A 14,776-nucleotide genomic window follows, 5' to 3' on the forward strand; every position below is an offset into this window, starting at 1 on the left:
CCCATTCCGAAGGGACTTCTGTGACCATCGACTTCGCCGCACTCCCGCACGACTTCCTTTGGGGTACGGCCACAGCGGCGTACCAGATCGAAGGAGCCGTCGCCGAGGACGGCCGCGCGCCGTCGATCTGGGACACCTTCTCGCACACCCCCGGCAAGATCGACAACAACGACCACGGCGACGTCGCCTGCGACCACTACCACCGCTGGCGCGAGGACATCGGGCTGATGAAGCAGCTCGGCACCAACGCCTACCGGCTCTCCGTCGCCTGGCCACGGGTGATCCCGGGCGGCGACGGGCCGGTGAACGCCAAGGGCCTCGCCTTCTACGACGAGTTGGTCGACGGTCTGCTGGAAGCGGGCATCACCCCGTCCGTCACCCTCTACCACTGGGACCTGCCCCAGGTCCTCCAGGATCGCGGCGGCTGGCCCGAGCGGGCGACCGCCGAGCACTTCGCCGCGTACGCGTCGGTCGTCGCCGAACGCCTGGGCGACCGCGTCACCCACTGGGCCACCCTCAACGAACCCCTCTGCTCCGCCTGGATCGGCCACCTCGAAGGCAAGATGGCTCCCGGCCTCACCGACCTGACCGCCGCGATCCGGGCCTCCTACCACCTGCTCCTCGGGCACGGCCTGGCCGCCCAGGCGATCCGCGCCGCGGCCCCGGCCGCCGAGGTCGGCATCGTCAACAACCTCTCCACCATCCATGCCGCCACCGACCGCCCCGAGGACGTCGCGGCGGCGCGCCGCATGGACGGCCACGTCAACCGCTGGTGGCTGGACCCGATCCACGGCCGCGGCTTCCCGGCCGACATGCGCGAGGTGTACGGCGTCGAACTGCCCGAGCAGCCGGGCGACTTGGCGACGATCGCCGCGCCGCTCGACTGGCTGGGCCTGAACTACTACTTCCCGGCCACCGTCGCCGACGACCCGAGCGGACCGGCTCCGCACGTCCGCTCGGTCCGCCGGCTCGGCGTCCCGCGCACCGGCATGGACTGGGAGATCGACGCCACCGGCATCGAGACCCTGCTGCTGCGCCTCACCGAGGAGTACGAGCCCCGCAGGCTGTACGTCACCGAGAACGGCTCCGCCTTCCCCGACGTGGTACGCCCCGACGGCACCGTCGACGACCCCGAGCGCCAGGACTACCTCGTACGCCACCTGGCCGCGTGCGCCTCCGCGGCCCGCAAGGGCGCACCTCTGGCCGGCTACTTCGCGTGGTCGCTGCTCGACAACTTCGAGTGGGCGTACGGCTACGACAAGCGCTTCGGCCTGGTCCACGTCGACTACCGCACCCAGGAACGGACGATCAAGGGAACCGGCCATCGCTACGCGGACATCGTCCGCACCCACCAGGGCCGGGTACGCCGGGCCGCCTGACGCGCGGCCCCCGTGGTGGGCGCGGGTGCGGGAGCCCGCGCCCACCGGCGTACGACGGCACATCAGCACACGGACACACCACACACAGCCACATCAGCACACAGGCACATCGGCACTGGCACACCGGCACCAGCACGTCAGCACACCGGCACAGCACAGCACGGCACGGGCACCCCCACACCTCGCCGAGGAGAGCCGTATGCCATCCCGTACACCCCGCACGCTGCTGACCGCCCTCGCCACCGTCGCGTCGGTGGCACTGCTGTTGAACGGCCCGGCCCTCGCCGCGCCCGTACCCCAAGCCGCCGCCGCGGCCTGGGACGCCGACCTGGCGGCCGCCGCCTACGCCGCGGACCCGGCCGCGGTCACCGCGTCCGGCAGCGAGAACGGCGGCGCCACGCCCGGCCTCGCCTTCGACGGCAACGCCTCGACGCGCTGGTCCAGCAATTTCGCCGACGACGCGTGGATCCGCCTCGACCTCGGCACCACCCTCCGCATCGACAGAGTCGTCCTCGACTGGGAGACCGCGTACGGCAGGAGATACGTCCTGGAGGTGTCGAAGAACGGCACCGACTGGGCCCCCTTCTACACCGAGACCGCCGGCACCGGAGGTTCCGTCACCGCGCACACCTACCCACAGGAGGTGACGGGCCGCTACGTCCGAATGCGCGGCGTCGAACGCGCCACGCCCTACGGCTACTCCCTCTACTCGTTCAAGGTCTACGGAGGCGAACCCGCCCCCGCGTCGACGACCCGAACCAACCTCGCCCTCAACCACCCGGCGTACTCCAACTTCTACCAGCACGCCGGGAATTCACCCGCCTTCGTCACCGACGGCGGATGGCCCGCCGACTTCAAGGCCGACGTGAGCAGATGGTCCAGTGACTGGAACGCCGACCGCTGGGTCTCGGTGGACCTCGGCGCGACCTCGCGGATCGACACCGTCGACCTGTACTGGGAAGCGGCCTACGCCGTCGATTACCAGCTCCAGGTCTCGGACGACAACCGCACCTGGCGTACGGTCCACCAGCCGACCGCCGCCGAGGTCGCCGCCCGCCGCGCGGACGTCAAGTCACCCGGCGACGCGACGGGCCGGCACGACACGGTGACGCTGTCGCAGCCCGCCACCGGCCGCTATGTACGGATGCTCGGCAAGGAGCGCCGCTCCTTCTACAACCCCGCGCCCGCCACCGCCCAATTCGGCTACTCCCTCTACGAGTTCCAGGTCTGGGGTACCGGCGGCAGCGCCTCCGCGGCCTATCCCGCACTTCCCGGCGACCAGTCGGGCACGTACCAGACCGCGTTCTTCGACGACTTCACCACGGCCGCCCTCGACCGCTCCAAGTGGCGCGTCGTGCGCACCGGCACCGAGATGGGCTCGGTCAACGGCGAGTCGCAGGCGTACGTGGACTCCACCGACAACGTCCGCACCGAGAACGGGAATCTGGTCCTGCGGGCCAAGTACTGCAAGGGCTGCACCCAGGCGGGAGGGGGCACCTACGACTTCACCTCCGGACGCATCGACACCAACACCAGGTTCGACTTCACGTACGGGAGGGTCAGCGCCCGTATGAAACTGCCGGTCGGCGACGGTTACTGGCCCGCGTTCTGGATGCTGGGCAGCAACGTGGACGACCCGTCCGTGTCCTGGCCCGCCTCCGGTGAGACCGACATCATGGAGAACATCGGCTACGCGGACTGGACGAGCACCGCCCTGCACGGCCCCGGCTACTCGGCGGACGGCAACATAGGCGCCCGCCAGACATACCCGGGGGGCGGCACCGCCGACCAGTGGCACACCTACGCGGTGGAGTGGACGCCGACCGGGATGCGATTCCTGGTCGACGACCGTCTCGTCCAGGAGACGACCCGCAACAAGCTCGAATCGACCCGCGGACAGTGGGTCTACGACCACAACCAGTACGTCATCCTCAACCTCGCCCTCGGCGGCGCCTACCCGGCGGGCTGGAACCAGGTCACCAGCCCCTACTGGGGCCTGCCGCAGTCCAGTGTCGACAGGATCGCGGCCGGGGGAGTGCAGGCGGAGGTGGACTGGGTGCGGGTCGAGCAGAAGAAGTGAACGCGTCGGTCGTGGTGTGGATTTGACGGTATCGCGCGCCACTGACGTGGAGAAGAGTGCGGTGCCCCGCGCACGGCCGTGGGGTACCGCATCGCTGTCGTCGTTCCGGATGGTGGTCGAGAATCACTGGGGTAGCCGGGTGGGCGGCAGGGCGAAGCCCCTCGCGGCGCGGGCACCCCTGCGGAATGTGCGGCGTGGCAGTCACCGTGAGCGGGGTCGCGGCGTCTCCTCGCCCACCATCGTGACGAGCTTCTCGAACAGGAACTCGTGCTTCAGGAACGACGTGTCGTACTCGTGCCCCGGATAGGGCGGAATCAGCTGCGCCGCCTGGATCAGCCGCCACCCGTCCTGAAGAGCGTCGACGCCCGTCTTGTAGGGGGGTTCGTCGCTGTCCCCTGTGGTCGGCGACGTGAGGCCCGTACCGTCGTAGACGGACCACCCGACCACGTCGGAGTCGAGGGCGGAGGTGCCGAGATAGAGAGCCAGGACCTGCTGGCGGACGGCGGTCATACGGCGCTCCTCTGCGGGCGGTTGGAGACCCGGGTCACCCAGTGCTCCAGGTCGAAGGACTCATCGCCGGTCAGAGCGCGCCAGAACTTGATCCGGTTGTACATCTCCAGCCGGGCCGTGGCGGGCTCGTACCAGGGGAAGGATCGTCCCAACTCCTGTGCCACGGCCGGATCGTGGAGATCAGAGGTGTCCCACAGCAGTCGCTGCCGCACGGTCGGATTGAACCGGATCTTGAACATGTACCGGTGGACATCGCTGTCGTTGCGCCGCCCGCCGTGCCAGATCCCGTGGTGCACGAACACCACGGTGCCCGCGGGGCACACCAGTCGGTTCTGCCCGAGCAGATTCTGGTACCGCCCGATGTCGGTCTCGTTGATCCGCCGCAGATGGGACCCCGGAACGCTGAGAGTGCCGCCCATCTCGGGCGTGACGTCCTGCGGGTAGTACATCAACTGGACGTCGAACGCGTCAGGCCGTACGTCGATGATCGCGTCGCCGTGCAGCGGCTGGGCGCTACCCCCGCGCGGCTCGCGGATGTGCACGGCATGGTGGTCGATCGTCGGATCGGGGCCGACGAGGCTGCGCAGGGCGCCTGCCACCTCGGGGAGCTCGACGAGGCGGCGGGCGAACGAGCCCTCCGGGTAGGCCTTTGCCACGGATATGCCGTAGGGGACAGCGGGGATACCCGCTGTGAGGACGCCGAGCGCCTCGGCATTCATCTCCTCCGGAACGACCGCGTCGACGCGCAAGGAACCGTGCGCGACGAAGCCGGCCATCTGGACGGAGGTCAACAAGTGGTCACTGGTTGCCATGTGCCAAAAACTAGGCTGACAGGACCTTCCCGCGCGTGGGTCGTACTCACCCTCTACTGGTGGATTTTCACCATACGCACGGTCTCCGGTGCGGCTCCGGCAAGCCGGGTCAGGCAAGTGTGTCGGGGTGGGCGAGCGCGAGGCTGGCCGCGCCACGGGCGTGCTGGCTGTCGTGCCAGGGCCGCACGATCGCCTCCACGTGGCGGCTGGCGGCGACCGGGCTGGCCTCCATCGCCTCGGTGAAGCCGGGTGCGATTCCCGGCCAGAGCGGATAGCTCTCGCCGATGATCGCGATGGCCGGGGTGCCGAGGAGGTTCACGACGGGGGCGACGGCGCGACCGCGGACGGTGCCTATCTCGGTGAGGATCGCCGAGCAGGCCGGGTCGCCGGCGTGGTTGCGGATCTCCTCGATTCCGGTGTCGTCGGCGGCGAGGCCCGCCCGCCGGGCGGCGCGGAGGATCGCCTGGTCGTTGGTGAGCGTTTCCAGACAGCCTCGGGCGCCGCACGAGCACCGTGGTCCGGCGGGGTCGGCCGACGTGTGTCCGAACTCGCCGGACCGCGTACACCGAGATCATCGCCCCGGACCAGTCGGCCGACACCACCACCATGCCCGGCCTCGACCCCGGCACCCTGACCCTGCGCCTGCCCGTCCAGCGCCCTGAGGTGACGGTGCCCGTCGTCGAACTCTTCCTGGGCCCGTAACGGCGGCGGACACAGGAACTGCCGTGGCTCCGGGGCGAGTTCTGTGCCTCACCGCGGTTGGCTGCTGCCGTCGGGTGACGGAACCAGCTCGGGTGTGGTGGCGCCCGCGAGCCGTTCCGGGCTTGTGGGCGCCGCCTTTGAGGGGACCAGTGCCTGCGTGCGTCAGGTGCGCAGGAGCCGCAGGTCGACCGAGTCGGCCATCGCCTTCATGCCCGCGTCGTTGGGGTGGATGTGGTCGCCCGAGTCGTAGGCGGGGTTGAGGGCGGCCGGGTTCGCGGGGTCACGCATGGTCCGGTCGAAGTCGATGACGCCGTCGAAGGCACCGCTGGTGCGGATCCACCGGTTGACGTCCTGCCGGATCGCCTCGGCGGCAGGCGTGTAGTAGCCATTGCCCTGGTCGGGCATCAGGGTCGCGCCGATGACATTGACGTTCGCGTCATGCGCCTCGTCGATCAGGGTGCGGTAGCCGCTGATCAGGTCCTGGGCGGTCAGCGGCCGACCGCCCGGGCCGGCGTTGTTGCCGATGTCGTTGATGCCTTCGAAGAGGATCACGTCCTTGACACCTGGCTGGCCGAGGGCGTCGTGCCCGAAGCGCTTCAGGGCGCTGACCCCCTGCCACAGGTTCGGGACGTCGGTGAGGACCCGGTTGCCGCCGATACCGGCGTCGACGACACTCAGCTTCTGCGGCCCCGGTCCGGCGCCCAGCCGGCGTCCGAGGAAGTCGGGCCACCGGCTGTAGGTGCCGGTCGAGGAGTGGTAGCCGTCCGTGATGGAGTCACCGAAGGCGACGACGCTGCCCTTCGCGGTCGATGACACGACGTCCAGCCCTGCCAGGTAGTACCACGAGGTCGTGGTGTCGAAGAACCAGCCGGTGGTGTCGTCACCGGTGTGGTTGCCAGGGGCTATGTAGGTGGTGTCGAACGCGTCGGAGTGCCAGGTCGACGTTCCCGTCGTGCCGGGGAGATAGAGGCTGACGAGCAGATTCTGCCCGGCGCTGACCGGGATCGGTATGACGTCACTGACGGCCTCTTCGCCGGCGGGGATCGTGACGCCGCGGGAACCGGCGAAGGAGACGTTCCGAGTGGTGCCGCGCGTCGCCTCCCCACCGCTCGCCTGGACGGCCACGTCCACCTCGCGGACATCGAGCGGGGTGGTGCTGTACCGGTTGGACAGGGTGATGCGTGCGCCCGAGCCCGCGACGCTGCTGTGCACCACCATCCGGATGGTCTGGTTGCTGAAGGACGGGCCGCCGGTCGTCATGCTGGGCGACCAGGCACTCACCCGTGTGCCCTGGCCCTGCGACGAAGACGTGGCGGCGCTTGCCACGTTCGTGGTACTCAGCGGCACGACCGTGAGGGCCATACCGGTCAGCACGCCGCACATGGACAGCATGGCTCTGCGACGTGATCGGCGACCCGACTCCGTGCTTCTTGTTTCTGGGGACATCGTCGTCTCCTCCACTCTTCTCGTCATCCGCGGCGGGCTGGGCTCGACGGCTCGGGCTGTGGCGTTGAGGGGCACAGGAGGCGGAAACGTGCCCATGCCCACCCGCGAAGCCGCGCAGCTTGCCGCGGACACAATGAATCCCCATACCGGCGGGGAGTTCGGCCCGTTCCGGCTCCCGGCCGAAGACGGACGGGAGCCGGAACGGGCCGGACGGGCCGTGTGGCCCTCAGGTGCCGAACCGGCCTCAGCCGAGGTTGGACAGCGTGACGGACTCACCGGGCTTCAGGCTGATCCTCCGCGAGGCGCCGCCCGCGAAGACGGTGGTGTCACGGCCGCCGACGCTCTTCAGCGTCACCTGGCTGACCTTCCCGTTTTTCCACTTGAGGTCGGCGACGAAGCCACCGCGGACGCCGACGCCGGACACCGAGCCGTTCGCCGCCCACGCGCCGGGCAGTGCGGGCAGCAGCTCCACATGACCCGGCCGCGAGTAGACCAGCATCTCGATCATCGCGGAGGGGGTACCGAAGTTCGCGTCGATCTGGAAGATGCCGCGTCCCCCTCCCATGTCCATGATGTCGAAGAGGTTCGGCGCGGTGCCGTTGCTGCCGCCCGCCGACGGCTTCAGGTTGTTGATGACGAGCTGATAGGCCTTCTCCGCGTTCTTCAGCCGGGCCCAGCACAGGCTGCGCCAGGCGTTGGACCAGCCGTAGCTGTTCATGCCGCGGGCGGTCAGGAGGGCCGTCGCGCCGGCGATGATGTCCTTCGGCGTGGAGTCGTCCGGGCGGATCCGGTCGCCGGGGAAGAGGCCGACGAGCGGGGAGAGGTGACGGTGCGTGGTCTCGCCGAGGTTGTCGGGCGACATCCACTCCTCGAGCCAGCCGCTACTGGGGCTGACCACGGGCAGGTACAGACGCTCACGCAGGCCGTCGATGGTCGTGCTGTAGGAGATGTCCTTGCCCAGTACCCGGGTCGCGGTGTGGTAGTTGCCGAAGAGGTTCCACACCAGTTCCTGGGCGTAGGTGATGCCCTTGGCGTCCTGCGGACCGTGCTCGGGGGACCAGTCGCTGTCGTCGACGAGGACCTCGCGCGAGGCTCCTGAGGCGTCGGTGACGGTCGTGGTGATGAGGCGGGCCTCCCAGAACTCCACGGCCCCCTTGATCAGGGGGTAGATCCTTTCGAGGAACGCACGGTCCTGGGTGAACTCGTAGTGCTCGAACAGGTTCTGGCAGAGCCAGGCGTTGGATGCCGGGTGCCACCACCAACCGCTGCCGCCGTAAGGGTTGGTGGAGAAGGCCACGGTCCAACCGGCGATCTTCCCAGTGGAGTTGCGGAACCTGTTGGTCGAGGTGTTGAACAGCCGCTGGGTGACGTCCGTCCATGAGGACAGCTGCGAGAGGCAGTAGTCCGTGAAGGCGTCGAAGCAGTCGGACAGTCCCGTCCGGTCGGCCATCCAGTAGTTCATCTGGATGTTGATGTCGGTGTGGTAGTCGCCCATCCAGTCCGGGTCGTTGCCGTCCAGCCACGGGCCCTGCAGTCCCATCGGCAGGCTGCCCCGCGACCCGGAGATCATCAGATACCGGCCGAACTTCAGGTAAGCCGCCTCGAGTTCGGGGTCGGGGACGTTGTCCCGGTAGCGGGCCTGCACCCGTTGCCAGGTGTCCAGCTTGCGCTGGGTGGCGGACGATGTGCCGAGGTTGATGTCCTGCCTCTCGAAGACGGGACGGAAATCGGCGACGTGTGTGTTCAGCAGAGTGCCCGCGGAGTGGCCGGCGGCGTCCAGGACCTTGGTCCGCGCCAGGCGCTCCGGGTCCAGGGACGGGTCGCGGAACCCGGCGTCGGCGTCGGGCGCGTAGTTGGTACCGCCGCTCACCACGACGGTGAGGTCCTTGCATTTGCTGAACGAGATCGACGTACCGTCGACGACGACCTTGCCGGTGCCGCTGAAGGCCGTGACGGCGGCGCCGTACTTCAGTCCGTTGGCGAGTGCGGCACCGAACGAGGCGTAGCGCCCGGCACTGCCGGCGGTGGTGGACTCGCCATGGGTGCCGGTGAGGGAGACGGTACCGGTGTAGGTGCCGCCGCCCTGCTGGGAGAAGTACAGGACAATGACGTCGTCCGGACGGCTGGCGAAGACCTGCCGCCGGTAGGTGACGCCGGACAGGTCGTACGAGGCGCTGACGAAGCCCTGGGCCAGATCCAGGGTGCGACGGTAGTTGTCGACGGAGCCCAGGTCGTGCTCGGGGATGTCGACGGTGAGCTTGGCCAGCAGGGTCAGGGAGCCGAAGTCGTCCCGGCCGTAGGGGAACTGGCCGTCGCTCTGCAGGGTGTCGTTGAGACCACCGGTCCACAGAGTGGCGTCGGTGATCATCAGGAGTTCGCCGGAGGGGTCGTTGCCCGCGAGCGCTCCGAGGCGCCCGTTTCCGACCGGCAGACCTTGCTGGATCATCGAGTTGGAGGAGCCGGGAGCCTGCCACCACAGCTGGTTCTTCGCGGCGGCGGCCGCGGACAGCAGAGGAGAGGAGGTGGGGCGGAGGGGGGCGGCCGAGGCGGTGAAGGCGGGCAGACCGGCGAGCGCGGCGGCGCCGGCAGTGGCGGCGAGGGCGAGGAAGCCTCTGCGACTCGGGTGGTTGTCGCGTGATTCGGTGTGCTGGGTGTCCACGTTGTGCACTCCATGTCCGGGGAACGGCGCACGGGAACGACGGATACGGGCCGTCGGGCCTTGCGTGAGGTGAGTACGCCGGGCGTGCCCGCCCGGGTGCTGGGGGACCGTGTGGGGGCACGGACGGTCCCCGGGCGCGGGGCCCCGGACGTGTCGGTCCGGGGGCCCGCGGCAGGTGTCAGGACTTGGGTACGTCGATCCTGTCGATGTCGGGCGAGTAGTCCCAGCCGCTGTCGAACGTGATGGTGTTGGAGCCCGCCTTCAGAGCCAACTGGACGCTGATGGTTTCGACCGTGTCCCAGTCGCCCGTGGAGGGGAACTTCACCTTGGTGCCGTTTCCGCTGTTGGAGTAGACCGTCCCCGAACGGGAGTCGCCGCTGACGTAGGCGACCTTGATGGTGTAGATGCCGTCCTTCTTCACCTTGATGTCGTTGAACTGCACCTTGCTGTCGAGGTAGAGGTTGCCGACCTTCTTGCCTCCGAAGCAGGAGTCACATGCCGAGACGGAGGCGTTGCCGGTCAGGGTGTTGTTCGCGGACTCGGCCTCGTAGCCTGTGGTCGCCAGCGGAGGGCCGCCGGGCTTGATGGTGAACAGCCGGGAGCCGTGTGCGGGCAGGGTCGCGGTGATCTTGTTCTTGTACGTCCCGAGGCCCCTGTGGGTCCACAGATCGCGTACGGAGGCCGCGCCGGTGAATCCGAAGGACGCCCAGTTGGCGGTGACGGAGTCCGACGAGTTGCCGAGGTTGAACAGGGCGACGGTGTAACTGCCGTCGGAGTTCCTCGTTCCCCACACCTGCTGGTCGCCCAACGAAGTGACGGGACGCGCGACGGGCGAGTCGCTCTGGTCGACGCCTATGACTTCCTCGTTGGTCAGCAAGGAGAGACCGTAACTGTCCAGCTTGGTGATGTCGTCACCGGTGAACAGGGGCGACTTGTTGATGGCCCACAGGGTCATGTAGCTCTGCCGTTCGGCCTTGGTGAGACCGTCCATCTCACCGTTGCCGACGTCGATCGCGTCGAGGTCGTTCCAGCCGCCGGGGCCTGCCTTGCGGCTCCAGGCGGGAGCGTCGTTCCACCGGTCGTTGACCGAGTTCTCCCAGGTGACCAGGGTGTTGCAGTAGCACTCGACATCGGTGTCGATGCGCCAGCCGTTGGAGTACTTCTTCCAGTCGGCGGCGTGGCCGATGTCGAGCGACCAGGACAGTTCCAGGTGGATCGGGCGCCCGGTGTCCGCGATGGCCTTGTGCCAGGCGGCGATGTCCGGGACGTTGTCGTAGTTGTCACCGGACTTGAACGAGCCGGGGCCCACGCCGTCCACCTTGAGGAAGTCGTAGCCCCAGTCGGCGAACATCTGCGCCTGCGAGTCGATGTACTTCTGCGCGCAGGGGTTGTCGAAGTCCAGTTTGTAGGAGCTGTCCCAGCCGTTGGTGGTGCGCAGGTCCTGGTAGACGGCGTCCGCGGTGGTGCAGCCGGGGGCGTTCCAGATCGGCACCTTGCCGTCGCCGTACGCCCCCTTCTCCAGGCCGACCGGGAGGTAGATGCCGGCTTTGAGGCCCTTGGAGTGGATGTGGTCGGCGACCGACTTCATGCCGTGTGGGAACCGGACCGGGTCGGGAGTCTGACGGCCGTACTGGTCGAACTGGGACGTCCAGTTCTTGTCCATCCACCAGCCGGCGTCGATGTTGACGTACTCGTAGCCGTACTTCTTCAGCGTGGTGGCGAGGGCATCCGCCTGCTTCAGGACGTTCGCCTCGGTGAGGTAGCTGTAGTTGCCGTCCGGGTTCAGGCCCGGGTACTGGGAGGACTGCATGCTCCAACTGGACCAGCCCATGTACGGCTTGGCCGCGATGCCGGAGCCGGCGTCCGCCGTGGCCGCGCCCGAGGTGACGGCCGCGGCCTGGCCGGCCGCGGCCTGTCCGGCGGTGGCCGGGACGGCTGTGGCGAGTCCAGCCGTGACGGCCAGGACCAGCGCGGCTCTGATGGTACGGCGCGGGAAGCCGACAAGGGCTCCGCGCAGGGTTCTGTACGGGGAGGACCGCATGGGTCGCCTCCTGGTTGTGGGTCAGCGGAATCGTGCGGGCACCCGGGGACGGGTGTTCTTCCAGGCAGGGGACGGGCGGCTCAGCCCTTTGCCCGAATCGATGGTGAGCCCGCTGGTGAACTGTCGCCGCAGCGGGAAGTGCGCCAGGAGCGTGGGATGGCGTTGCCCCTGCGGGCAGGAGAACGCTCCTGTGGGAGGTGCCGTGGCCGACGACGTCCGTCTCGACCGTGAAGTTGCTCTCCTGCTGGAGGGCGTTCATCACCGTGGCGTGGGCCGTCTTCGCGAGAAACGGGTACGGCCAGGGTGGCGGCCACGACACCGAGCAGTCCGTGGAGCACCGTTCGGCGGGCGGCTCTGCTGCGGTCTATGGGCTGCGGCTCTGAAGCGTCATCACTACTCCTCGTACGTGTCTGACCCCATGAAGGACTGGATCGCGGTGGCGGCGGCCCCACGCGCCCACTCCTCGAACGGCAGGGGACGTGTCACCACGTCACACTGCGAACCGGTACCGAAGACGGACGTGGCGAACGCGTCCTTGATGCCGTCGCTGAACAGGTCGTAGGCGGCCAGGCCCTCCCCGGAGATGATCACCCGCTCGGGACCGAGGATGTTCACCAGGGAGCCAATGGCCCTGCCGATGGCTTCGCCGGCCCGTGCGTAGACCGCTCGGACACCGAGGTCACCGCTGTGGGCCAGGTCCAGCGCCTCGGTCGCGTCGCTCACCTGTCTGCCCGTGGCCGCGCGCACCGCGTGGAGTATCGCGGGGTCCGCTGCGATCGCCTCCACGCACCCCCTGTTGCCGCAGTGGCAGAGTGGGCCGAGCGGGTCGAGGGACAGATGCCCGATCTCACCGGCCACGCCGTGCGCGCCCGACACCACCCGCCCGTGTACCACCAGGCCACAGCCGATGCCGGCCCCCACGGTCACCAGGGCGAAGTCCGAGAGTCCGACTCCGGCCCCGAACCAGTGCTCGGCGACCGTGAGCGCCCGCACGTCGTTGTCGAGCATGACCGGCAGCCCGGTCGCGGTCCCCACGAGCTCGGCGAGCGGTACGTCCCGCCACTCCAGGAAGGGCGAGTAGCGGACCACACCGCTCGCGCGGTCCACGTCCCCCGAGATCGCGATGCCCAGGCCCCGCACCTGCACACCGAATCCGACGGCTTCCGTGAGCAACTCCTGTACCAGCGCGGTGATGGCGGGAAGCACTGCCTCCGGCTCGCGGCCCGTGAGGCGCACGTGCCGGGACAGCCGGATACGGCAACACAGGTCGACCAGCACGGCGATGATCTCGTCGCCTGTCACCTTGATCCCGATGAACAGTGCCCTTCCCGCGGCCACCCGCACCAGGGAGGCCGGACGTCCCACCGCGGGCTCCGCCCCTTCGTGCACACCCTCCACCAGGTAGCCGAGCTCCAGCAGCGGACGGACCGCTTTGGTGACGGCAGCCGGAGAGAGCCTGGTACGCCGCCCCACCGCGGCCCGGGTGAGCGGACCGTGGGAGAGCAGGGTAGTGAAGACAACGGAGGCGGTCGGAGTGACGGTTGGGAACGAATCACGGGGCGGGGCCGGGCGCATGGCCGGAAACCTAGAGCTGCTCTTTTCCGCTGTCAATGAAAAAACCATTCTTCTTCTGAAGTATTCAGCAGTGGCGTGTTGAGCCTTCGAAAGATAGGTTTCCTCGCTGGATTGGTGGCTGATCCAAGGCGTAGGCTTCCAGCGCCTCGCGGGGCACCGCCACCACTGCCGTACTCCACGCATCCGTGGCCGACAGCGTCTCGGTCGTTCCCGGCAAGCGTCGGATCTGCCCCCTAGGGGTCCCAGTTTCCTATAGGATTCTTGGCTCGATCCGAGATCAAGGCACCCAACCAGAGGGTCGATATGCCGGATTCGGACGCTTCGTCGTTGTGCTGAACCGTACCGTGCTCGGTGCGATGAGCGGCAGTACCGGCGAGATCTTCGGTACGTGCGGTTCAAGGGGTTGACGGCGAGCGCGGTGTGGCTGAGCATCGCCCTACCCGATTTCCTATTTGATTCTGGGAAGTGGTGGAGATGCATCCCCCGATCCGTTCCGTTCTGCCAGGCGTCGTCGCCGTGGCCATGCTCCTGGCAGGCTCGGCAGCCTGCACCATCAAGAATTCCGACGAGACCTCGGACGCCCAGACCACCGCGTCCGCCAAGACCGGCACCGGCACTGCCGAGTTGGCCGACGGGTCGGGCACCAAGGTCGCCCTCGTGCCCGGCGGTGCCCACCCGTACTTCCAGCCCTGGAAGGCGGCGGGGGCCGCCGCGAAGAAGGAGTACGGCCTCGGGGGCATGACCTTCGACGAGACCTCCGAATGGGACCAGCAGAAGCAGGACAACCTGCTCTCCACACTCGCGGCCCGCGGTTACAACGCGTTCGGGATCTTCGGGGTGTCGCCCACCGACATCAACACCACCTTCTCGGACCTCAAGTCACAAGGCTTCGCCGTGGCTTCGCTCGCCTCCTGCCCGTCCGGCGGGACCGACAAGGCCGACTTCTGCCTGTCCACGGACGTGGAGGTCGCCGCGTACAAGGCGGCCAAGGCCGCGATCGACGCAATGGGCGGCAAGGGCACGCTCGTTCACCTCACCGGCAACAACGTGGACGCCAACACGCAGCTGCGCATCTAGGGTGTGACCATGGCGGTGAAGGAGTCCGGCGGCAAGGTGAAGCTGCTGCAGACGATCACCGATGTCGACAAGGACCTGCAGACCGCGCAGAAAGCGGTCTCCGACCTACTCGCGGCCAAGGGCAACCAGATCCAGGGCATCGTCACCACCGCCTACAACCCCGCCGTCGCCGCCGCCGACGCGGTCGAGAGTTCCGGGTCCAAGGCCAAGGTCGTAGCCATCGACGACGACGCCAAGATCCTGAGCGGCATCAAGGACGGCTCGGTCGCCGCCACCGTGGTGCAGAACCCCGTGGGGCAGGCCGAGGTGGGGGCCTGGGTGCTGGCGCTGCTGCAGACGAAGCAGTGCACCATGCGCCAACCGGGCCAGATCATCGACTCCGGCTCGTTCGTGGTCAGCAAGGCGGACGTGGACACCTTCGACTCGGCCAGGAAGGCCAAGACCGAGGAGCTCAAGAAGCAGTTCGCGGACACGTACCTCGACTGCAACTGACCG

At 68.4% G+C, this 14,776-nt stretch carries 9 protein-coding genes and 2 pseudogenes; 4 read left to right on the plus strand and 7 right to left on the minus strand.

Annotation, left to right across the window (positions count from 1 at the left end):
- Positions 1–20: 20 nt before the first annotated feature.
- Both AB0H86_RS26235 and AB0H86_RS26240 read left to right on the plus strand, forming a co-directional pair.
- Positions 21–1,379: a GH1 family beta-glucosidase gene (locus AB0H86_RS26235; RefSeq protein WP_362443495.1), complete on the plus strand. Its 1,359-nt coding sequence runs from the start codon at positions 21–23 to the stop codon at positions 1,377–1,379.
- Positions 1,380–1,578: 199 nt separating this feature from the next.
- Positions 1,579–3,459 carry a discoidin domain-containing protein gene (locus tag AB0H86_RS26240; protein ID WP_362443497.1) on the plus strand — a complete coding sequence of 627 codons (1,881 nt, stop codon included), beginning with the start codon at positions 1,579–1,581 and terminating at the stop codon, positions 3,457–3,459.
- A 201-nt stretch (positions 3,460–3,660) separates the two neighbouring features.
- Here the strand turns inward: AB0H86_RS26240 and AB0H86_RS26245 are convergent, their stop codons facing one another.
- From AB0H86_RS26245 to AB0H86_RS26270, 6 genes and pseudogenes are all read right to left on the minus strand, one after another.
- A complete protein-coding gene (locus AB0H86_RS26245; RefSeq protein WP_362443500.1) occupies positions 3,661–3,969 on the minus strand; it encodes a hypothetical protein in 309 nt (102 codons plus the stop codon).
- Positions 3,966–4,781 (minus strand): phytanoyl-CoA dioxygenase family protein, encoded by an 816-nt coding sequence (locus AB0H86_RS26250; protein ID WP_362443503.1) that lies wholly within the window; start codon positions 4,779–4,781, stop codon positions 3,966–3,968. The genes AB0H86_RS26245 and AB0H86_RS26250 overlap by 4 nt, the downstream gene beginning before the upstream one ends.
- 109 nt (positions 4,782–4,890) lie before the next feature.
- A pseudogene (locus AB0H86_RS26255) lies at positions 4,891–5,325 on the minus strand (ROK family protein); the annotation flags it as partial.
- A gap of 320 nt (positions 5,326–5,645) precedes the next feature.
- Positions 5,646–6,929 carry an SGNH/GDSL hydrolase family protein gene (locus tag AB0H86_RS26260; protein ID WP_362443506.1) on the minus strand — a complete coding sequence of 428 codons (1,284 nt, stop codon included), beginning with the start codon at positions 6,927–6,929 and terminating at the stop codon, positions 5,646–5,648.
- 244 nt (positions 6,930–7,173) lie between these two features.
- Positions 7,174–9,588 carry a glycoside hydrolase N-terminal domain-containing protein gene (locus tag AB0H86_RS26265; RefSeq protein WP_362443509.1) on the minus strand — a complete coding sequence of 805 codons (2,415 nt, stop codon included), beginning with the start codon at positions 9,586–9,588 and terminating at the stop codon, positions 7,174–7,176.
- Positions 9,589–9,766: 178 nt separating this feature from the next.
- Positions 9,767–11,629, minus strand: coding sequence for a carbohydrate-binding protein (locus AB0H86_RS26270; RefSeq protein WP_362443512.1), 1,863 nt, complete (start codon positions 11,627–11,629; stop codon positions 9,767–9,769).
- Positions 11,630–11,856: 227 nt separating this feature from the next.
- Between AB0H86_RS26270 and AB0H86_RS26275 the strand changes: the two genes are divergently transcribed.
- Entirely contained in the window at positions 11,857–12,012 is a 156-nt protein-coding gene (locus AB0H86_RS26275; RefSeq protein ID WP_362443515.1) for a hypothetical protein, read from the plus strand.
- A gap of 10 nt (positions 12,013–12,022) precedes the next feature.
- Here AB0H86_RS26275 and AB0H86_RS26280 read toward each other — a convergent pair whose 3' ends face one another.
- On the minus strand, positions 12,023–13,204 hold the full coding sequence (locus AB0H86_RS26280) for an ROK family transcriptional regulator (protein WP_362443518.1): 1,182 nt from the start codon (positions 13,202–13,204) through the stop codon (positions 12,023–12,025).
- 474 nt (positions 13,205–13,678) lie between these two features.
- Here AB0H86_RS26280 and AB0H86_RS26285 point away from each other — a divergent pair.
- A pseudogene (locus tag AB0H86_RS26285) lies at positions 13,679–14,773 on the plus strand (substrate-binding domain-containing protein).
- Positions 14,774–14,776 lie beyond the last annotated feature (3 nt).

Source organism: Streptomyces sp. NPDC050997 (assembly GCF_040660135.1).
In the GTDB taxonomy this organism is placed as follows: Bacteria; Actinomycetota; Actinomycetes; order Streptomycetales; family Streptomycetaceae; genus Streptomyces.